We start from the raw sequence: 19,800 nt of genomic DNA, 5'->3' as shown, positions 1-19,800 counted from the left end.
AAATTTAACCGGTGAACAATCGAAGGGTAAAACGCGTCGCGCGTCGATAGAGCTTGAACTTGAGCAAAACGATAAAGCCGATGGTCCCCAATTCGATGATGGAGGCAAAGAACTCACTGCCCCAATCCGTACCGAACAGGTTGCCCCAGAAATTGGTACTGATCTCCGTATAGAGGTTGTTCACAAAGACATTGACCAGGAAGAAGGCGGGCACCAGCATATAGACCCCGGCATAGAGCTTAAAAAAGGTATAGGCCAATGAGCGGAATTTCTCGAACACGGACAGACTGATGACCAAGGGGAAAAACGCTTGCATGACCCCCAACAGGAAATACCGCTCTGCCAAGAACAAGGGATAGATGAACAGGTCCATCAACCAAAGCATGACCCCAAGGATAAAGGCCAGCACCTTTAAACCGTACAAGGGCGTGACCAGGGCCTCGTATAACAGGGCCATGGCCTTTTTGGCGGCTTCCAGGGCACCCACATCCCGTTCCAGATCCACGTCCTGCAGTTGTAAGGGGAGAAGTGCCGGAGCCGTGTCCCGGTATTGGGATTCAATGGCTACCAAGATGTCGTCAAAAACCCCCAATACCTCTGTGGAGAATATCACCAAGAGCACGATCAAAAAGTTCTTGGCCAGTTCCGTGGGGGTGAGTCCCCAGGTATGCCCATCGGTAGCTGCGATGCCTTCGTTGTATTTCTTCAGAATGTTGACCAAAAAGAACAGTACGGCCAAGGCCTTCATCCCCACGATGGTATATTGTGAAAAATCACTGTCCTTTATCGTTTGAAAGACCGCGTCCACATACTCCAATCCTATGCCCAAAAAGAACCCCGCCATCATCAATATTCGGTTTCCCTGTTATTAATGATGTCCTGCATCTTCCGAAAGGAGATGATCTCCCGGTACCGTCGGGTCTTGACCTGAAGTTCAGCGACCATTTCCTGGGACCGCCTCTTCTTTTCCATCAGAATGGCAGTACGCTCCGCATCGGTCATTTTTAAAAAGTCATTGGACAGGATTTGGTTGACAAAATCCAGATCGTCAATGGCGGTATCCATGATTTGGTCAAAAGAGCGCGATACCTGTTCCACTTCCCCAGCTTTGATATAGGGGGAATTTAAGATGTCCCTTAAATCACGTTGCACGGTTCGGAACAGGGTCTCATTGTTCTTGGTCAGCTCCTGTAGGGCTTTCAATTGTTTGATTGTATTGTTGACCTTTACAATATTGTCCTTTTGCTCTTTTAGAAATTGCACTGTCTTCAATAGCTCTGAGGTCTGTTTGGCCGACTCCACCAGCGATTTGGTCATACTGATAAAGTTCGTATTGTCATACACCGGCATCCCCTGGCAGGCAGCGCCTGCTGGCAATAATAGGCTAGTGGTTAGGGCCATGACCAAGGTCAGAGCTTTTTTCCTGATGGCTTGTAGCTTTGTAGTCTTCATAGGGTTTCTTTGTTAAGGTGAATAAATGCTTTGATGGCTTGTTCCATGTTTTGGGTTTCTTCATAGAGGTGCATAATCTCGGTGCTTGCTGAGCCATCGGTGAGATAGGCAGCGTAGACTTCGGGCGGGACTTCCAAACGGAAGATGTTGCTCTCCTTTCCGATTTTGATAAAGATTTCGGTGTACTTCCTATCCCCCGTCAGGTTATTGCGGATGGACCGCAGCTGGTCCAGGTCATGGGATGATAGGTTCAATCTGGTTTTCAGCTCATCATAGCCCTTTTCGTTACGGAGGCTGTAAATGACCTGGGTATTCTCCAAAATGCTCGCGGAAGTGGAATTGTTGGGCAATTGGTTGATGGACTGTAGGATGATGCCAATGGCCCCGTTCTGCTTCCGGATGGCCTGATAATAGAATTCCACACTTTCCAGCACGTTCGCAAACTTCAGCTGCTTGGCAAACTCATCGAAGAGGATAATGCCCCGCTCCGAACGGTTTCTCCAAATGGTCCGTTGGATGGCCGATTTGATGAGCTTGAGCATCACCGAAAGGATTTCCTTGTTGTCCCGCACCTCGTCCAGTTCAAAGATGATCATCCGCTTGTCCTCGATGGTATAGGCCTGGTCCTCGCCAACATGGAACAGGAAGCTGTACAGGCCACCCGCCACATACTCCGATAGGATGTGCAGAAATCCATAAACACTGAAATCCTCTTCCCTGATATGGAGCTCCTTGATCAGATTGTCCTTATGATGGTCCACAAACCGGTACAGTGAGGCAAGGGAATGGTGTTCCCGTACAGTTTTGTAATAATGGAGCAGCACCTTTTTCATGGCCACTTCCTGGGATTTGGAAGCTTGGTTCACGGCCAGCAATTCCAATAAAAAAATGGCAAGGTCTTCCAAACGTTCCGGGGTCAGATCCGATTCATCTGAAATGAAAAAGGGATTGATGCCCAAATTTTTGCCCTGCTCATAACGCAGGATGATATGTTGATCGGGATAGAGCTTCGCAAACTTGGCATAGGAGCCTCCCAAGTCGATAAGGACCAGTCGGATCCCTTGCTCAAAATACTGCCGCAACATATTGTTGGCCAAAAAGGATTTGCCCTCCCCCGTAGGTGCAAAAATGGCAAAGTTCCGGGCCTTGATGCGTTTTTTCTGTTCGTCCCAAACATCCTTGAATACGGGGATGTTGTGCTGGCGATCATTGAAGAGGATCCCAGTGATATCCGATTTATAGTTGGTGTTGTTGATGTAGAGGCAGAGGGCATGTTTCAGATCCGTGACATACAGATCCTCATTGGAGAAGTTGGTGGCATGGCAGGGATTCGAGTTCAAAAAGTAGTGCTTGCGTTCCTCCCCATTGGGGTGGTAGGGCACGATGTCCAATTCTTTAAATCCTGCCTTGATCTGGGATGCGATTCGTTTCAAGTGTTGCGCCTCCGAATGCCAGAAAACAAGATTGAGATGGCCGCGGATGATGCGTGAGGAATCATCGGTATTGATCCGGTCCAGGATATGCTGGACCTTTTTAAGGACGACCTTGTTCTGGGAGCCAAAATTGGAACTTTTGCTGAGCTCCTCCACTTTCTTGTCCAAGAGTTTGCGCCATTTGTGTTTGTCATCCAGATAGAGGATGTGGTTGATGATGTGGTTTTCGTTAAGGTCCAGTCCCAGCCCATCAATAAACCCTTGATGAAACGTAAAATCATCCGAGGTGAATTTTTCATTGATCTTACTGCTCTGGACCGTTCCTCCAAAACACCCTTCATTGTTGACGGCTATGGCATCAAAATAATGGTCGCCGATCTCGATATGTTTTTTGCCCAATAAAATATCCGTATCGAAATCTTGATTGAAACCATTGTAATAATCGTTCGTATGGGTGAGAATCCCGGCGGGTGCCATGGGCACCAGTGACACTCTCTGGCCATTGTTGATGTAGGAAACGGCATCGTTCACCGCGGTGATGAATTCCGCTACCTGGACGTCCAATTTTCGATAATAGCCTTTTTCCGTTTTCCGAAAGGGGTTCACATACTTGGCCGCATTCAGGGCCTTGTCCAAGGGGAGTACAAAGAACAGAAAGCTTTGATGTTTTAGGTATTCCCTGCCCTTAAAATAATCATGGGTGGCCTTTTCCAGAAAGGTACGATCGGGTAATTGCCCGGCATCATATCCCACTTTTTGGTAGTTGTCCTGCCTATGGATGACCGTTCCCGAGGGCAGGGATTTGAAGGCCTGGAACCACATACTGTGCAGTTCCTCAAAATCGGGCTCGGAAAGGGAATACACTTCGGGCAATGCCACCTCATAGCACAAAACTACATTGCCGTTGTTGGCAAACACGGTATGCCCCTGGATATCCAGAATGGGATGATATGAATTTAGGTTGATCTTATGCATAGGAGAAGGGGCTTAAGCGTTTGTTGCTGATGGTCCGAGGAAAGACCTTTTGGATAGCAAATAATTGGGATTTTTTGGCCCACTGCGCCAATGCCCCGAACAACAGGGCATTGAACAGCAGCAGGGCTACGATGACACCAAAACTGAAGGAAAATATGATGATCAGCAGGGAACCGATGACCGATACCATTAGCAAGGCAAACAAGGATAGTGGCAGGCCCATGATCATGGCCCGTTTGCGGATATTTCGGTAGACCTCGTATTTTTTCATTACACCACGATTCCAATGAGGTAAGTAAAGATGCCGACCACCGCCCCGGCGATCAGGACAAAGACAAGTACACGGGTTATCCCTTTTTTCAGATCGGAATTCTCCCCGAAGAAGTGTCCCGCATTGAACAAAAAGCCCACCAAAAAGATAACGCCCAAAATGATGGGGAAGATGGCCCGGATGGTATCGGAAATATCATTGACCGAATCCTCGATACCCCCGATCTGGGCCAAAATGGAACTGGAAACAAATAAGAAAAGAATGGTGATGAACAGTGATTTTCGCATATCGTAAACGCTTTGGGATTAGACGATTTTTGATATGTGAAAGGTATAATAGAATTGAATTCAAACAATTGAATATCAGTTATTTGTGAATAAAATATCAACTGCTTTGGAATGGGGCGTTTTGCTGGGTTTTGAGCACAGAATTTATGGCAAATCAACAGATGAATGTTAAATAAAGAAAAAATCAAGTATGCTTATGGTCGTGAAAACTGCTTTTTTTGATTTTGACCAATGGGTAGCTTGTGATTTATTTTTTTAATTCTAAGGTTTTCCACCAATAGAAAAATGCTTCTGGATTGGTTTTTTTTAGCTTGTTCAACCTTGTTTCGTTGGGTTGCTCAATAATCAAATCAACAATTTCTTCCGGATCTGAAAAGTGATGAATTTCTTTGGCACCCTTTTGTATCATTGCAGATACATATGCAGCTTTGGCAGCAGGAACCATAGCTCTCTCAAGATGAAAATTTTCTGAAAAGATATAATTTTTGATATTTTGAATCCCTTTTTGGAGCTCGGCAAATTGTCCTTTACCAGATTTCCCTCTGGTTGCAATAACCATGGCTGTTTCCAATGTATCCTCCAAGACCACCTCCGGAGATTCATTAATATTCCTCTAGGTAAGTTCTGTTTTAGCAAATCGATCAAAAACTATTGATACTACTTCAATATCAAACACCATATCAAATAAGTGACCCACATCGAACAATTGTTTGATAATTTCCACTTCCTTATCCCGACCATAAGGAATACCAGTGGTATTTGGGGCAAAAGCGGTCAACTTATCTCCAAGAATGGCTTCTGCGGTAGGTACGGCAACATATGTTGGATCACCCTTTATTTGAACAAAAGGTGAATTTATTGGAATCATATCGGTATGCTCCCCATAGTGACTCTCCTCAAATAAAATGTCGAGTAAAATATATTCCTGGTCAGAAAGCGTATTCGTAACTGGATTATAAAAAAATTTATAATGCGCTTTTTCTATATCAGACTTTGTTTTCTGACATCCTTTTCGCAACCCTTAAAATGAGAAGTTTTGATTAGAGCATCAAAAATAGTGTGCAAATCTTCTGGCTTTTTTGAAACGATAATGTCTATATCAATAGAAAACCTTTTAGGCTCAGGAAGCAAAAGCATCAAGGCTGTTCCTCCCTTAAAAATAAATTCCAAACCGCTTTCCACAAGTTGTTCCAACAAGTAAAGTGCCTGCACCACTTTTTCCACCAAAATGGAATCTGACCGATTCTCTTTGGCCATGTGATCTATCCATTTTTTTGTCAGGGATTCCGTATCTATCATTTTACTATGATTTGGCAGTAATTACCATTAACTGCCGTTTATTTGTTTGTATATAAGCAATTCTACTTCAGCTTTCTTCGTTCTTCTATCCGCATATCTTAACATCTTGGCTATACTAATGCTATATCGATCAAAAGCTGTTTGGTAAATTCTTTTCAATTCTGCACCTTGAAATGTAGAGAACAATTCCGGGTCACAGTAGATATCCACCAACATTTTTTCCAAGGAACAGGTACTAAAGGCATCTACCTCTTGAACAGGAGCTTCCGTAATAAGTGGGACAATAATGATGGGATTTTTTGAGTGAGACACATATTTGTTCAATATGTCTTGGGAAGGATTTAGGAACACCTCCTTGCCCATATCATTCAAGGCATAGAATACCGATTCGGCGGCATCCCTATCGACCTCCAGTACGGTATAAAATCTTCCAGGTTGGTGCAACATGAATTCATTAAGCCACTTTGTTGTCCACAAACAGGTGTCAATATATGGAAATTGATTATGAATTTTACCCGCTAGAACTTTTAGCGACCTCGTAATTTCAGGTGTATAGGTTTTCTTTTTTTTCTCGGTAAGTGAATAGATGCCTCTGGACTGTCTATAAAGAATACCTTTTTGAGTCAGTTTATACAACCTCCAATCAATGGTGGAACGCTTTACCTTCTCCTCAAATTGGCCATAAAACTCAATAATATCAGCAACGGTAATTATTTGCTCCTTATCAAAACTGTTCTTTAGTGCATCAATATGTAGGGATTTGTTTGCGATTTCCTATTGCTTTATACAAATATACGAAAAACTAAGATTCGGCAGTAAATTTATATAATTGCCAAATCTTAGTATAAAGATTAAACTCGTTTATCCTTACTCTTTTTATCAAAAGCCACCAAATTAAACAACTCCCGCATCCGAGAACGTACACGATTGCCATAGCGTTCTTCAAGTTCTTCGGCATTGAGGTTGGTGGTGGCATGTGTTTTACGTTTTTCATTGATAAAGAGTTCATGGCGGGAGAGCAGTATCTCCCCAATGACATTACAGTCTTGCCCAAAATGCCGGCCAGTGGGTTCAACACCCAGATCATCGAAACAGAAAAACTGTGAATTTCCATAGTTTTCGATAATCTTATAACCGATATGGTTAAAGCCAAAGACAATGTTCCGGCAGGGGATGACATCATAGGGACGTTGATGGGGGACTATGTGTTTCAACAGTTTCATGAGACTGGTCTTGCCACATCCCACAGGTCCGGAAAGAAGAAGGCCCTTGTTGATATCAATGCCCAATTGGGAGCAGCGGGCCTTGTCTTGGATAAAATAAAGGCAGAGCTTGTAAAGAGTATCCCGATCCTCTCGGTAAATCTTGAACTTTTTGCCGAACAGGAGCTTTCCCTTGGCATCAAGATAGATAAGGATCTTTTCAAAATCGTAATGGATTTCCCTGCCCTTGAGGGTGCCCAGCGGATATTGAATGGCTCCTTCGGTGATGATATGTGGGGCATGGTACTTCACAGGGGTTCATTGTAGTTTTTGTGCTTCTTGGTCTTAAGGTTGTCCCGATATGGGACACTGGCCTTCTGTTTGCCCATGTTTTCCAAACCATCAAAATCCAGATTTTTAAAATCGGCCCGTTTGTTATTGTTTTTTTGGTTTTCCAAGGTTTGTATATGTTTGTTTATAGGTACCACTGCTTGTCCATTGCTTGTCCCGATATGGGTACGGCTTTGGTCCACCACTTGTCCAGTACTTGTCCCAAAATCGAACATCTTGATTCTACTCCCTTTGAAAGGATTGTGGGATGGGGTGTAAACGATATAACTCCAATGGTGGAGTTCCTTGATGCATCGATGATAGGTAGATTTGGATCCGATCTTGGCATACTGCATGACCTCGTCCCGGTTGATAAAGAACTCCGATTTAAAGTAGTTGGTGTTCCAGAATTGAAACAAGGCCACATAGAGGCTGATATGTGTGGGATTTAGTCGACTGTCCTTGGAGAATTGTTCAAAAACCCCATTGAGATGTTTGATATAATTGACTTCTTCCAAACCTAGATACGATTATGTATCTTGTTCTGTTCCAATACCTCCATAATCTCATGGTACTCGTAGTAGAGGACGCCACCGATCTTGGTATAGGGCAATGTGCCATTGATACGTAAATTTTGCAAAGTACCGGGAGAAATTCCCAAGAGTTCCCGAACCTCGTTGGATTTTAGCCATTTTTTGGGCATTGGGCCGTTGTGGTTTTGCAATAGTTCCTTGATGTCCTCCAAAAGTTCCACTTTGAACTCCATCAGGTCTTGTGTTGTGATAATGGTCGCTCCCATAGTTTCTGAGTTTTAAAAAGAAGGACCATCGCATTACTGTCATTTCATTTGATGGCCCTTCCATCGATTTGACTTTCAAGGACAAAACTCAAAAAGGTTTTTGGAAAAACTTCCCAAGATGGGACCCACCTTGGGAAAGATTTTTGCAACATAAAATTTGGTCACAAATGGAGTGATTTGATACATGGTAATCAATTCTACGGTGCAACAGGGTACAAAAAAGAGCCCTTAGCAGGCCCAAAAACAAAACTCCCAAGGTGGGTACCACCTTGGGGAAAATCCAAGATCCACTCATCCAAGGATTACATCCGTTGTTGGAATATCGATGGGCTTCCCAGCAACCTGATCCTAGGGTCCATCCCCAATCCAGCTATGCTTCTATTATAGATATTGATGCAAAAAAGAACAGCTTCTTCTTGTATGCCATAATTTCAATGTGCGACCTTCGTTCAAGGCCGATCATCATAGTTGAACTTAAGGACTGTCCCCTCTTCATCACTGAACGCATTGCACTTTTCCAAATAGGCCTCAACCCTGTCCATGTCCTCTGCCAGAATGGTCGAACTGAACTCATGGGCCCTCCTCAACATTTTCACATATACCGCTGGGTCCCCTTGTCTGGTCAAACGCCGCAAAGCCCCAATATAATCATCCCTGTACACTGTCGGGATCAAAATTTTACTCTGACCCTCCTTGACCAGTTCCGCATTCATCATCACCCTGGCCATTCTACCATTTCCATCCAAAAAAGGGTGTACCTCGCTTACCATGAACATGATGTAGGCCGCTCTTGAAAAAGGATCTTTTAGGACCCTGTAATACTCGAACCCCTTGATCAATGTCCCCCGTACCAGATTAAAATCCACAAAATGGGTTTGTCCGGCCTTATTGTTCCTATCCTTAAACTGCCCTGGGTTCATTGATTTTCTGGCCTCCAGCAATAGCCCGTGCCTGTATTGCAATATATCGATCAATGCCTCGGGCGTCATGGGGGTCAGGGCCATTTCCTTTTTGTTGCTGACAATGCCATAGGTGCCCAACACGTCATGGGAATCCTCATCCCTGGTCGGAAGTGGCATTCCTGTCCGTACAATGTTCTTGGCCTCTTCCAGTTCAAATACGGTCCCTTCTATATAGTTTGAAAAATAGGCCTCATAAAAAGCAAAGTTCCTAAATGCCGTTTTGGTACCATTGACCTCTGGGATGGGTCTAAACTCCAATTGCTTCAAATATTGAAAAAGTTTTTCGAACAGTGCAATCCTAGCGGGGTCATATGGGTTCCCAAAGGCCCTGGCCAGGGCAACCGGAGAGGATAACAGTTTTGAAGGTTTGGTGGTCAACAGGGCACTGATCAACTTGTCCAGTTTTCCAAATTCTTTGTTCATCCCCAATTCTACAGCAATTTTCTTGGCACGGTCCCTGGTCGCGTTCAGCCCCTTCTCTCCCTTGACACGAACAATCTGCTCCAGCTTTTCCTCAAGTTCCGGAAGCGGTATTGTCTTTGATTCCGGACCTTGTTTTCTGGATACCTGCAAATTTTCAAGAATGGCCCGCTCCTGCTGTGATACGAACAGATTGCCCGAAAATTTGGTATCCCCGTCCATAGGCCCCCTTCCCTCCAAAAAACGAATGGTAATCCCGGGCAGCTTGATATTCTTGGTATAGGTGTAGGTCACGAAGATATGTCCCGCAGCAGTGGGCTTGAATTCCAATGCCGATCTATGGCTCAAAACGGCATTGGGATATTGGGCCCCGAGAATCGTGAAAATATTTTTTTTAATGATCTCCCTGGGCTCATCCACAAAATTGGAGGTATAGATGCGCGGGGCGATCTTTCTTATTTGCCCTTCCTTTTCCAGTTTGGAAATCTGTTTGCTCAATGCCTTGTCACTGGAAGAAAAAATAATCTCCTGTAAATGGATTGGTCTATTTTTTTCCATTATAGTTGCTTTCAATATCCAAATTTATAGAATATTTTCTGTTTTAATTCATTTTTTAGAGAATATTTTCTATTACAGGTTGTTAAAGGCATTTTTTTCTACCATAGCGTTAAAATCATTCCAAGCTGGAGAATGTTTTCCATTAAAAGGTGTGCTTTGATGAATTTTTTCAATATCTGGATCAACAATGATGTACTACGCCAAAATTGAAATCCTTCATCTTAGCATAGAGTTGGGGATTTTTTCGGTTATTCGTCCAAGGATTCCATGCGATGGTTAAGCAGTTCAATGAGCTTGTCCAAAAAGCGGGTCCTACTGGTCTTTCTTGACCGTATCTCTATAAAGGTGTGGTAGTAGTTGCCCAAATCGATATTGTAAAAATGTTCAAAATGGGAGGCCATCTCCTTGATGTCGACCGTGCCGCTATTGATGGACTCACTGGCATGGAGCGCATACAACAGTTCAATCAGGTCGGTCTTGCTCCCGGTCCAAAAAAGTTTTGATGGTTTTTCCATTGGTGTGTTCTTTGTAGGTTCCATATTGTTATTGAGATCGTCCACTTCCTTTCTCAGATACACAATGAGCATGTCATAGGCCATGATGGTGGCCACCGTGCCGTCCTGACAGGTGGAGAACTGGTCATCGATCAAAAAGTGAAAAGATTCCAGGGGCATGCGCAGGTCCCGATTGCCGCGAACAAAGTATTGTTCGTCCATGGACATGGCACCACGCCGGTAATAGTTATAGAATTCAAGGTTGTCGTTAAAAAAGGTCTGTAGCTTATCAATCTGCTGCTGGAGATATTTGACCTGGGCCACATCCTTTCCCCGCGGGCGTTTGCTCTCAATGCTGAAGAGCCTGATATAATAGATGAGCTTGCTAAAGATCTGGGGCTTGACATGCTTGAAAAAATAAATCTCATCGGATTGCGTCTCAAAGTCCTTGCCCACAATCTGTTTCTGCAATTTACGGATACACTTCTCCACAATCGCAATGCCTTTCTCCGCTTTGTAAAGGATATCACCGTTCCCGCTTTCCAAGGCCTCCAACTGACCCTCAAATTCCGATAGCAACTTTTGGTACTTCATGACAATCGACCATTAATGCTGTCCTTCCATGATTCCGAGCAATTCCAGAATAAAATTATCATTGGTCTGGAGGTAGGCGAATTTTTCATGGACAACAGCCCCGAGTTTCCGTTTTTCAAAGGAGGCCGTCATCCCAAAATCGATTTTGGGCATGTTCAGCGCCAAGGCCCGTTCAATGGTCCGGTACAGCAATTGGCGGTAGGTCGAATAGGTTTCCAAAAGGTCATAGTCCATGCCGACAAAGGCAGGAACATAGACAGCTGACTGATTGATATAACAGAACATCACCCCGAGGATGGTTTTGGGTTTCCCTTTTGGCGTAAGAACTATAAATTCCCAATGTTCATTGTCATTCATTAAGTCAAACAGTTGGTCTGGAAATGAAAAGGTGTTCAGGCCGAGGTTCCTTTTTTGTACCTCTCCAAAAAGGCGTTTGAATTCCTGTATTTGGAAAGCATCGGCCATGGAAGTGGTTTCGATTTGAGTCAAGTCAAAAAACGGTTGGATATCCTTCCGAAAATGCCTTCTGTTTCTGGATGACAATTGTTCCATATAGGTTTCCATAGTATCAATCCCTTTCAGGTCAACGGTACAGGAGTTGGGCATCTGCACCCGCAAAAACCCATGGCCATAAAGCGTCTCGTTCCAAGTTGATTCTGCTTCAAAGTCACGCAGCACCGTCATTTTTGCACCCAAGTGGTGTTCCATTTTTTCCAAAAGTTCCAAAAGGCACACCCTTGCAGCAGCCCCCTGTTCATGTGATGTATCCCAATACAGGTGGTTCCCCTCCGTGAACAAACAACCCAAGGACAGAACCATAGAGGTCAAATGATAAGGCTTTTCCAACCGCTCTTGTTCCATGGCAGCGGATATCTGTGATTGGGCAAGCATGTCATCCTTCCAAAGGGAAAGGGTTACAAAGGTCATCAAGATGGGAATACCGTTAGAATCCTTGACAACGATATACCGGAACAACCAATTGTGTTCCTTACAAGGGTTTCCTTGAAAAGCCGCTTCCAAAAATTGCAGTCCCTCCCAATCATAGACCCCTTGTCCACCCATATAGCGGTTCCATTGTGTTTTATCGACCTGGTCAATCGAATCCAAAGTTTCGATTTCCAGTTCAGTGGATGCCTGCGGTTCGTTTTGAGTCTTATGTTCCAATTTAAAAGCATGGAAGACCCTTTCGGGATTCGTCTGGGTATCTTCCAGGGCGAGAGGGAAATGATATTCCATTGCTTCCACCAATCCCTTGATCTCAGGCTTTTCGTTATGCCGTGAAATAGTAATACGTACCCCGGTGTTCTTGACAGGTACCGCTGGAAAAATACCCAGATTGATATAGAACCCCTCCCCCATCAGTCGGTTCACAAAATTATAGCCCGTCTTGGGCATTCCTGTTCCTATGTAAAATACCGGGGATTCGTTCCGGTCTATCAAGGGCAGCTCGGTAGTGGACAGGCATATATTGAAATAATCGATACGGTTCCGAAGCTCCTTTTGCAGTTCATATATTTCAGGAGACAGATGGATTTTTGCCGAGGCGATGGCAGTGGCCACGGAGGCCGGTTCCAACTGGGCCGAAAAAGTCAGCGGGCCACCAAAGGTCTTTATCTTATCGTACATTTCTGAATTGGAACAGGCCAAAACGGCACCACTGGCCCCAAAGGTCTTGCTCAGGGTCCCGAACAGGAGCACATTCTCGGGCAAATCCCCCAATTGGTCCAATACGTAGCCCGTTCCGTTCTGCCCCACCCAGCTCATGCCGTGCACATCATCAAAATAAAAGTGGAGCTGTGGATACGTCTTGGACAATTCCATCAGCTCTTTTACCGGGGCATAGTCCCCGTACATGGAATAGATGCCATCGGCCATATACCAAATGTGCCGTTTGGAATCCCTGTACTTTTTGATCTTGTCCTCCAACATTTCCAAATTATTGTGCCGTATCAATTCGATGGGCACGCTCCGTGTTTTGAGCATTTTGGCCGCGTTCTGAACGCTCCAGTGTACCTGATGGTCTAAAATAATCACGTCATCATCGTCCACGGCACTGGGGATGACCCCCAAATGGCCAAGCGTGCTGTTCTTGGTAATGATAATGGGATGGCCATACATTTCCCCAATGGATGATTCCAGTGCTTCGTACAGCGGGTTGGAAATGTAGGACTTGGAAAGTGGAAACTGTGTCCCGTATTTATCAATGGCCTCCTTGGCGGCCTCTTTTAATCGGGCATCCTGTTCCAGTCCCAAATAGCCCGTGGTCCCAAAATGGAACATATCCTTCCCGCCCACCCTGATGGTACGCCCCGAAAAAGATTCTCCCCCAGCATAGAGGTGCAGTACCCCGGCCTGTTTTGCATCGGTGAACACTTCATGCACGGTGTTCAAAAAATTGTGGTGCTTGATCTTTGCCATATCGTTTGGTTTAAATTGTCCTAAAAAGTAATGGCAATTGTGGGATTAAATATTATTCTTAAATCATTTACTCCGTTTCAATCAAGTATTATTCCGTTTCAGTCAAGTCAAATACCTTTAATTTGGGACAGTGTCCCCATGTTACGAAACCGATTGAAGTATTTTTGTAAATTCAGGGTTTTTACCAGTTTTCGCCACATGAGAAGATCACATGAAAACAAATACGCGATTTATCTGCTGACCGAAGCGCTGATGCACATCATTTATAAAAAAGACCTATGTATCGACCTCAAGGCCGCCCAACTCATCGTCCGGGATAGGATGATGCTCCAAAACGGAAGGGAAATGCCCGTACTCTGCAACATCCGTGAGGTGCGAAGGGTCAATAAGCCGGCAAGGGACTATTTGGCCTTGGAAGGGTCACAATGGATAACCGCTTTGGCCTTTTTGATCGATCCCCCGGTCACGGATGTGATCAGTAGCATATACTTGGGCACCCATGCGCAAACGATCCCTACCCGGTCCTTTACCAAAAAATCCGAGGCCTTGGCCTTCTTAAAAAAACATGGACCCCTATGAAACCAACAACAGCCAAAACGATCCACTGTTTAAAAACCGATGACCATGCCAAACTCCGATGATTTTAGGGTAAAGCGCATCCATAAGATGCTCCTGGAAATGGCCAAGGGCAACTTCTTCTATTCCCTTGAGCCTTCCGATAAAAATGATAATATTGCCTCCTTGGTGGTCCTGCTGAACATGGTCAATGAGGAAATAGCGGCAGCCTTTATCCATCAGGGCTTTGCCAATGCGCACAACACCCCACAATGTGTCATCCAACTGTCCCTTATCTTGGATGACCATGGGCAAATTGAATTGGTCACTAACGGAACCTGCTCCCTTTTGTCAGTGCTGCCAAAGGAAATCATTGGAAAAAATATCACGGATCTCATGACCGAGGCTTCCAAAAATGTATGGACAAAAAAGATGGTGAAGCATTTGAAGCGGGACCGGTCGGAAACGGTACTGTTCCTGGAACTCATCACAAAGGATGGTCTTTTGCTTGCCAAGGATTGTCAAATTTCGGTCTATCAGGCCTTGGATGGCAGCGGCCAGAAAATTGTGTTGAACTCTGTTTTCTTTTCCAAAGGGGAACCCTTTGAAACGGGATTGCCCAAAAATAAGCTCAAAGTGACCAAGGGGATCAAGGAGCACAAGGTTACTTTGACCCAGGAGGATATCCAAATGATCAGGGAGGTCCATGACATGATCCTCAACAACTTGGACAAGGACCTCCCCTTGCTCAAGGACCTTGCCCTTCAAATGGGAACGAATGAATACAAATTGAAGTATGGCTTCAAACAGATCTATGGCACCACCATCTTTCGTTTCCTAACACAAGAACGTCTTAGAAAGTCAAAGACCTTGATCCAGCACAGCAACCTTTCCCTAAAGGAGATTGCTCATATGAACGGTTTCAAGAGCGCCGCCCATTTCTCCCGTGCCTTTCGGGACAAATACGGCAAAACCCCAACCGACCTGAGAAGCTAACCCACTCAAAATACACGAATTACTCCGTTTGAATCAAGGAATGCTCCGTTTCAAGTAAATCGGACTCACGAACTTTGTCATATCAATTCAAAAGATATGTCATTCAAAGGAATCCACTCCAAGTTTGTTACCCTGTTCAGCCTTTTGCTGACCATACTTTTCGTGTATACAGCGGTCAGCAAATTGATGCATTTGGACACTTTTCAGTTAAGGGTGGAGCGTATGCCCTATATTGCATCCCATGCCCCTTTGATCTCTTGGGGCGTGCCCTTTCTAGAGTTGGTCATCGCAGGCCTTCTGTGGTTCCCCAAATACCGAAAAACGGCCCTTTATGCCAGCTTGGTCCTATTGGGCCTGTTCACCACTTATATCATCATCGTTCTAAAATACAGTAATTCCATCCCTTGTTCCTGTGGCGGGGTCATTTCGGCCATGGGATGGAAAGACCATATCCTATTCAATACCGCCTTTATGCTTATGGCCTTATTAGGCATACTTTGGTCCAATAAACGATACAAGTTCCAATCACATCAAAATACTGTACAGCAGGGGAAGCCGAAAACCTAGAAAAGAGTAGGCATTAATTTTTAATACAACGTATTATGAAATCTAAATTTTTAAAACTTGTTTTACCGGCCTTCGCCATCATCATGGCGGTCGGCCTGGCCTTCGCAACGGAAGAAAGCAACCTGATGCAGCCCGGTTATGCGGCTACTCCCGATGGTCCTGAGCCTGTGGAAACTGATTGCGTTGAGGAAATCTCAGAAATTCAATGTACGTCAGGCATTTTTCTTGTATATCTGGATGAGGATCTATCCATTCCCTTGTACGAGAGAGATGAATAAGTCCTGTCTTTCATTGTAAGATATAAAGGTGTCCCAAAAGGACACCTTTATTGCTAATCCAAAAATTCCCACGGAGACCAAACCGTGGAATATTATACAAAACCTTACTATCTGTCCTAGTCTCTTTCCGCTAGCCAAAGGCTATCCAACTTCTTCAAGCACAACTTCCAGTGCCCCACGGACTCCATTTGCTTGTTTCTTTTCATTCGCTTTTCAATTTCCCTCTTCAATTCCATGAGATTGCCCATCATCAAGCCTTTGGTATGATCGGAATGGACAAAACCTTTATCATGAGCCTCATAATGCTTCCGATCCTCATCAATGACAGTAAGCATCCGATCCAAATAGGTCAACTGCACTTCCTGCTTTCTTCGCCCTACAGTACCAGAACTACCATACAATTCCTTGAAAAGCCCTTTTTGTAAATCGATTAAATAAGACTCCAAAATCCTTTCGTACCCATTGATGGTCTGCATATGTTCCAATCTTTTCATCCGCTTGGGGCGTAAGAGCTCGAACAGCAATAACTGTTGACGGGTCAAAATGTGGTCCGGATAAGTGGAATAGGTGATTTCCGAAATGAAATCCGGTCTGGTCAACCACTCCGGTGGATCAAAGGCCCACACCATCAAAAAATCGAGAGCCTCCTTTTGGGATTCCCTGGAAATCGGCATGTACATTTTACCAGGTTGATCCATGGATTTATATTGGACATCATATCCCCCGATCAAGGAAAGGACATGCCTCATGGTATTGTTCCATAGTTCCAAGGCCTCCCCATACATACGTTCCAACCTATGATGATCCTTTTGATCTTTATGTACTTTGGGCATTAGCGCAATCGCACTCTCCAGGTTTTTCAGACCCAATGATGCCCCTCTGACCGGATCGTTCGTATCCACCACCTCATCGGTGGCTCCCGGCCCTATCACTTCATACCCTGCATTGATAAATCGATACCAGGGAACGGAGTCCTGCCTTCGGATGATGTGTTCCAACCGTTCTTCCTTCTCTTCGGATGAAATGCCTTTTGGAAATTCGGTATACGCCCATTCGATATAGAAATGGTCCAACGGTCCCACCTTTTGCATCAATAAGGAGGGAGGGACCTTATCTTCAGGTTGGGCCATATTATTGTGCCTCGAATAGCTCATGATACTGGGCGTATGTCCCATTTGCCTTAACCACGTCGTATCGCCCATCTTTTCAACGGGATAACTATGCTCACCATAGTGGTTATCCCTGATCCCAAAGGAATGCCCGGTCTCATGGGCCGTTAGAGATTGGAGCAATTCCCCAACAAGCTCATCGGGAAAGGGATAGACCCGGGTCCTTGGATCCAGGGGAGCGCAGCGGATAAAATACTCATCCATCAAACGGGTAATGGGACTGCCCAAAAGAAGGTCCGATTTGATAATTTCACCAGATCTAAGGTCCATAACGAAGTTCACGGAAGAGCCTTTGCTTTCTTCTTGAAAATCACGGATGTTTTTGTTGCCCGTCCATTTTACTATGGAATGGCCCAAGCCATATTCCGTCCACTGATCCAAGCTATCCACTTCCTTGACCACAAGGGCGTCCTTAAAGCCTACGGATTCAAAGGCCGGCAACCACTCTTCAATCCCTGCTTTGATATAAGGTCTCCACTTCTTGGGAATGTCCGGGGATAGGATAAAGGTAATGGGTTTGATGGGCACACTTACCCTGCTGTCCTTGAACTTCTTTTCCAACCGCCATCTTGCCGTGCTGCCCACATAGTTTTTACCAAGATTCCTTGAACCTTTGGAACGTTCTAACCAAAAACCCATTCGATAATCAAAGTTTCTGTGTTCCATAAGTTCGGGCAGTTCCATAAAACTGAAATACATGGGTCGGGTATATTTGGCACCCTTCTTTGACATACCCAGATGGACCTTGACCATGACTTCTCCATTCAGCTGTTTGGTTCCCTCCACTACATTCAATTCAGGAGCCTTTTGACCACTGGGAAAATACTCCCATCCCAAGGAAGAATCGAACAGCACATCTGTTAGGTCAATTCGGTATACAAGGCTAGAATCCCCAAGAATGGGAAAAACGCCCAAAATGTTCCGTTCCAATTTACGATCCCCGTTCAGGGGTATCCAGATACCTGCCTCTGACCATATGCGATGCTCTTCCATATAAATCTTGTTCCTGTCCCGTCTGAAGATTATCTGCTTGAAATCATACCGGTTCCCATCATCCACCCTCGTCCAAAGTATGGGTTCCTCCATAGAACTAATGGGGATATCCAAAACAAGCCTATCCTCAATTATGGAAGCTGCCAAAAATGGGGTTTTCGAATTTTGATATTTGACCGAACCAACAGGTTCTATGGCCTGGGCCATGCACACAAGGGTTATCATACAAAAACCCAACATGCTAAAAAACTTTTTCATTGTCTTTGTTTTTAGGTGATATCCCTGCTGCCTAGATCCAATCCGGGCCTAGGTCACAGGGATTCCTTTAGCTGTTCAATATCCTTGGTTCTGTGGCAATAGATTGGGGTTGTTCTCCAACTCGGCCTCGGGAATGGGAAGCAACAAATCCGTATCCGCCCAATTGGGCTTAAGGTTCCCCAATACTTCGTTTGCCAGACCAAAACGTTTCAGGTCAAACCAGCGGTGTCCCTGTTCCGTAAACAGTTCGACACGTCTTTCCCTTAGAATGGCGGCCAATAGGTCATTCGCTCCAATTGCCATGGTATCCGGCAAGCCTGCACGGTTTCGAACGACATTCAGGTCTTGTTGTGCCCCAACACCATTCCCGGATTGCGCCCGTGCCTCGGCCCGGATCAAATACTGCTCCGCCAAACGGAATCGGATGGAATATTCCAAGGATTGGGATTCCGTTACCCTGGCCTTGTACTTATGGGCAAAGGAAAGCGTGACCGTATTCTCGGCATTGGATATATTATCTACCCAGGCCACTTTACGCCCGTCCCCTTCTTCAAAGGCTGCCAAAAGCCCTTCGGTCAAGGCATAGGTTTGCCCAGGAACAGCGATGATGATCATTTGGCCGGCTTCCTGGGTATTCACGGGGGAATTTCCGGGTTTCAACTGCCAAATGGTCTCCGTTGATTCCTTAAGGAATACCTTGTTCAGATCATCCTCCAATTCAAACGCATTGATAAGGACCGTCGAAACGGATTCCGCCTGTTCCCATTGGCCCGTATAGAGGTACATCCGTGCCAAGAGTGCCTTGGCCACATATTGGTCGGGCACCACCCGTTCCCCGTTCTGCGTCTCGGTAGTTTCCAATAGGTACACTGCGCTCAAAAGATCAGCAATGATGGCATCATATAACTCCTCCTGTGGCATACGTGACACCTTGTTGTTCTGGGTATAATCCGTAGTGGTGATATAGGGCACATCCCCGAACAGGGAGACCAAAATACTGTGCATATAGGCCCGGACAAAAAGGGCCTGTCCCATGTACCTGTCCCGATCACCTTCTTCCAGGGAATTGGATTCCTCCAACCCTTCAATAATGGCATTGGCGCCGTATATCACTTGATACGCTTGGCTCCACCAGGTCAAGAGATCCGCATTGTGCGGCAATACCCGGTTTTGATGGAACTCCAATAGTTCGGGATCAAACTCAAAATAATCCAGTTCATCGGCATATATGCCCATTCTTGCGGTCAGTCCAAAGTAGCCGGAGGCCAACCCCTCCTCCCTCATGGCAAAATACAGATGGGCCAATGCGGACTCCACCGTTGCCGGATCTTTAAATACGGTCGCTGAGACCAAGGTATTTTTGGGAGGCCCCACTTCCACAAAATCGGAACAACCGATCAGTCCCATTATGGGAAAAATTAGTAAGCAACCTTTACCAAAAAAGATGCTTAAAACACTCTTGATATATTTCTTGAAATCTTTCATGCTGT

General features: G+C 45.0%; 21 protein-coding genes. 4 read left to right on the top strand and 17 right to left on the bottom strand.

Annotation, left to right across the window (positions count from 1 at the left end; translation table 11 throughout):
• Nucleotides 1-4: 4 nt before the first annotated feature.
• From AC13CS_RS07700 to AC13CS_RS07630, 15 genes are all read right to left on the bottom strand, one after another.
• Nucleotides 5-847 carry a hypothetical protein gene (locus AC13CS_RS07700; RefSeq protein ID WP_482888715.1) on the bottom strand — a complete coding sequence of 281 codons (843 nt, stop codon included), beginning with the start codon at nucleotides 845-847 and terminating at the stop codon, nucleotides 5-7.
• Nucleotides 847-1,452, bottom strand: a complete 606-nt coding sequence (locus AC13CS_RS07695; protein ID WP_293164767.1) for a conjugal transfer protein — start codon at nucleotides 1,450-1,452, stop codon at nucleotides 847-849. Before AC13CS_RS07695 ends, AC13CS_RS07700 begins: the two co-directional genes overlap by 1 nt.
• Nucleotides 1,449-3,860 carry a TraG family conjugative transposon ATPase gene (locus AC13CS_RS07690; protein ID WP_293164770.1) on the bottom strand — a complete coding sequence of 804 codons (2,412 nt, stop codon included), beginning with the start codon at nucleotides 3,858-3,860 and terminating at the stop codon, nucleotides 1,449-1,451. The genes AC13CS_RS07695 and AC13CS_RS07690 overlap by 4 nt, the downstream gene beginning before the upstream one ends.
• Nucleotides 3,853-4,131 (bottom strand): hypothetical protein, encoded by a 279-nt coding sequence (locus AC13CS_RS07685; protein ID WP_293164773.1) that lies wholly within the window; start codon nucleotides 4,129-4,131, stop codon nucleotides 3,853-3,855. Before AC13CS_RS07685 ends, AC13CS_RS07690 begins: the two co-directional genes overlap by 8 nt.
• Nucleotides 4,131-4,418 carry a hypothetical protein gene (locus AC13CS_RS07680; RefSeq protein ID WP_293164776.1) on the bottom strand — a complete coding sequence of 96 codons (288 nt, stop codon included), beginning with the start codon at nucleotides 4,416-4,418 and terminating at the stop codon, nucleotides 4,131-4,133. The genes AC13CS_RS07685 and AC13CS_RS07680 overlap by 1 nt, the downstream gene beginning before the upstream one ends.
• Before the next feature lie 247 nt (nucleotides 4,419-4,665).
• Nucleotides 4,666-5,001, bottom strand: coding sequence for a hypothetical protein (locus AC13CS_RS07675; protein ID WP_293164779.1), 336 nt, complete (start codon nucleotides 4,999-5,001; stop codon nucleotides 4,666-4,668).
• A 30-nt stretch (nucleotides 5,002-5,031) separates the two neighbouring features.
• Complete coding sequence (locus tag AC13CS_RS07670; RefSeq protein ID WP_293164781.1) at nucleotides 5,032-5,436, bottom strand: nucleotidyl transferase AbiEii/AbiGii toxin family protein; 405 nt, start codon at nucleotides 5,434-5,436, stop codon at nucleotides 5,032-5,034.
• Complete coding sequence (locus tag AC13CS_RS07665; RefSeq protein ID WP_293164784.1) at nucleotides 5,400-5,717, bottom strand: nucleotidyl transferase AbiEii/AbiGii toxin family protein; 318 nt, start codon at nucleotides 5,715-5,717, stop codon at nucleotides 5,400-5,402. The genes AC13CS_RS07670 and AC13CS_RS07665 overlap by 37 nt, the downstream gene beginning before the upstream one ends.
• Before the next feature lie 27 nt (nucleotides 5,718-5,744).
• Entirely contained in the window at nucleotides 5,745-6,428 is a 684-nt protein-coding gene (locus AC13CS_RS07660) for a DUF6577 family protein (protein WP_482888729.1), read from the bottom strand.
• Nucleotides 6,429-6,568: 140 nt separating this feature from the next.
• Entirely contained in the window at nucleotides 6,569-7,231 is a 663-nt protein-coding gene (locus tag AC13CS_RS07655; RefSeq protein WP_293164789.1) for a P-loop NTPase family protein, read from the bottom strand.
• Nucleotides 7,228-7,767: a hypothetical protein gene (locus AC13CS_RS07650; RefSeq protein ID WP_293164792.1), complete on the bottom strand. Its 540-nt coding sequence runs from the start codon at nucleotides 7,765-7,767 to the stop codon at nucleotides 7,228-7,230. Before AC13CS_RS07650 ends, AC13CS_RS07655 begins: the two co-directional genes overlap by 4 nt.
• Before the next feature lie 2 nt (nucleotides 7,768-7,769).
• Nucleotides 7,770-8,048: a helix-turn-helix domain-containing protein gene (locus tag AC13CS_RS07645; protein WP_293164795.1), complete on the bottom strand. Its 279-nt coding sequence runs from the start codon at nucleotides 8,046-8,048 to the stop codon at nucleotides 7,770-7,772.
• 449 nt (nucleotides 8,049-8,497) lie between these two features.
• A complete protein-coding gene (locus tag AC13CS_RS07640) occupies nucleotides 8,498-9,988 on the bottom strand; it encodes a Fic family protein (protein ID WP_293164798.1) in 1,491 nt (496 codons plus the stop codon).
• Between the two features lie 248 nt (nucleotides 9,989-10,236).
• Entirely contained in the window at nucleotides 10,237-11,076 is an 840-nt protein-coding gene (locus AC13CS_RS07635; protein ID WP_293164801.1) for an RteC domain-containing protein, read from the bottom strand.
• A 12-nt stretch (nucleotides 11,077-11,088) separates the two neighbouring features.
• On the bottom strand, nucleotides 11,089-13,494 hold the full coding sequence (locus tag AC13CS_RS07630) for an aminotransferase class I/II-fold pyridoxal phosphate-dependent enzyme (protein WP_293164804.1): 2,406 nt from the start codon (nucleotides 13,492-13,494) through the stop codon (nucleotides 11,089-11,091).
• 198 nt (nucleotides 13,495-13,692) lie between these two features.
• On the opposite strand from AC13CS_RS07630, the gene AC13CS_RS07625 reads away from it, so the two are divergent.
• The 4 genes from AC13CS_RS07625 to AC13CS_RS07610 all read left to right on the top strand — a co-directional run bounded on the left by AC13CS_RS07625 (nucleotide 13,693) and on the right by AC13CS_RS07610 (nucleotide 15,890).
• Nucleotides 13,693-14,073 carry a DUF7793 family protein gene (locus AC13CS_RS07625; protein WP_293164807.1) on the top strand — a complete coding sequence of 127 codons (381 nt, stop codon included), beginning with the start codon at nucleotides 13,693-13,695 and terminating at the stop codon, nucleotides 14,071-14,073.
• A 45-nt stretch (nucleotides 14,074-14,118) separates the two neighbouring features.
• A complete protein-coding gene (locus tag AC13CS_RS07620) occupies nucleotides 14,119-15,045 on the top strand; it encodes a helix-turn-helix domain-containing protein (RefSeq protein ID WP_293164810.1) in 927 nt (308 codons plus the stop codon).
• A 96-nt stretch (nucleotides 15,046-15,141) separates the two neighbouring features.
• Nucleotides 15,142-15,612, top strand: coding sequence for a MauE/DoxX family redox-associated membrane protein (locus AC13CS_RS07615; RefSeq protein WP_293164812.1), 471 nt, complete (start codon nucleotides 15,142-15,144; stop codon nucleotides 15,610-15,612).
• 35 nt (nucleotides 15,613-15,647) lie between these two features.
• On the top strand, nucleotides 15,648-15,890 hold the full coding sequence (locus AC13CS_RS07610) for a DUF6520 family protein (RefSeq protein WP_293164815.1): 243 nt from the start codon (nucleotides 15,648-15,650) through the stop codon (nucleotides 15,888-15,890).
• Between the two features lie 116 nt (nucleotides 15,891-16,006).
• Here the strand turns inward: AC13CS_RS07610 and AC13CS_RS07605 are convergent, their stop codons facing one another.
• Nucleotides 16,007-18,310, bottom strand: a complete 2,304-nt coding sequence (locus AC13CS_RS07605; protein ID WP_293164818.1) for a zinc-dependent metalloprotease — start codon at nucleotides 18,308-18,310, stop codon at nucleotides 16,007-16,009.
• 75 nt (nucleotides 18,311-18,385) lie between these two features.
• Nucleotides 18,386-19,795: a RagB/SusD family nutrient uptake outer membrane protein gene (locus AC13CS_RS07600; protein WP_293164821.1), complete on the bottom strand. Its 1,410-nt coding sequence runs from the start codon at nucleotides 19,793-19,795 to the stop codon at nucleotides 18,386-18,388.
• Nucleotides 19,796-19,800 lie beyond the last annotated feature (5 nt).

The sequence above is a fragment of the Flagellimonas sp. B-3 genome, assembly GCF_056857835.1.
The sequence above is the reverse complement of the archived record's forward strand: the minus strand, read 5'-3'. Positions and strand labels throughout refer to the sequence as shown.

Bases quoted from the DNA above. Each gene is read 5' to 3' on its own strand.
- AC13CS_RS07700 (WP_482888715.1), bottom strand. From the start codon at position 847: ATGATGGCGGGGTTCTTTTTGGGCATAGGATTGGAGTATGTGGACGCG.
- AC13CS_RS07695 (WP_293164767.1), bottom strand. From the start codon at position 1,452: ATGAAGACTACAAAGCTACAAGCCATCAGGAAAAAAGCTCTGACCTTG.
- AC13CS_RS07690 (WP_293164770.1), bottom strand. From the start codon at position 3,860: ATGCATAAGATCAACCTAAATTCATATCATCCCATTCTGGATATCCAG.
- AC13CS_RS07685 (WP_293164773.1), bottom strand. From the start codon at position 4,131: ATGAAAAAATACGAGGTCTACCGAAATATCCGCAAACGGGCCATGATC.
- AC13CS_RS07680 (WP_293164776.1), bottom strand. From the start codon at position 4,418: ATGCGAAAATCACTGTTCATCACCATTCTTTTCTTATTTGTTTCCAGT.
- AC13CS_RS07665 (WP_293164784.1), bottom strand. From the start codon at position 5,717: ATGATAGATACGGAATCCCTGACAAAAAAATGGATAGATCACATGGCC.
- AC13CS_RS07645 (WP_293164795.1), bottom strand. From the start codon at position 8,048: ATGGGAGCGACCATTATCACAACACAAGACCTGATGGAGTTCAAAGTG.
- AC13CS_RS07640 (WP_293164798.1), bottom strand. From the start codon at position 9,988: ATGGAAAAAAATAGACCAATCCATTTACAGGAGATTATTTTTTCTTCC.
- AC13CS_RS07635 (WP_293164801.1), bottom strand. From the start codon at position 11,076: ATGAAGTACCAAAAGTTGCTATCGGAATTTGAGGGTCAGTTGGAGGCC.
- AC13CS_RS07630 (WP_293164804.1), bottom strand. From the start codon at position 13,494: ATGGCAAAGATCAAGCACCACAATTTTTTGAACACCGTGCATGAAGTG.
- AC13CS_RS07625 (WP_293164807.1), top strand. From the start codon at position 13,693: ATGAGAAGATCACATGAAAACAAATACGCGATTTATCTGCTGACCGAA.
- AC13CS_RS07620 (WP_293164810.1), top strand. From the start codon at position 14,119: ATGCCAAACTCCGATGATTTTAGGGTAAAGCGCATCCATAAGATGCTC.
- AC13CS_RS07615 (WP_293164812.1), top strand. From the start codon at position 15,142: ATGTCATTCAAAGGAATCCACTCCAAGTTTGTTACCCTGTTCAGCCTT.
- AC13CS_RS07610 (WP_293164815.1), top strand. From the start codon at position 15,648: ATGAAATCTAAATTTTTAAAACTTGTTTTACCGGCCTTCGCCATCATC.
- AC13CS_RS07605 (WP_293164818.1), bottom strand. From the start codon at position 18,310: ATGAAAAAGTTTTTTAGCATGTTGGGTTTTTGTATGATAACCCTTGTG.
- AC13CS_RS07600 (WP_293164821.1), bottom strand. From the start codon at position 19,795: ATGAAAGATTTCAAGAAATATATCAAGAGTGTTTTAAGCATCTTTTTT.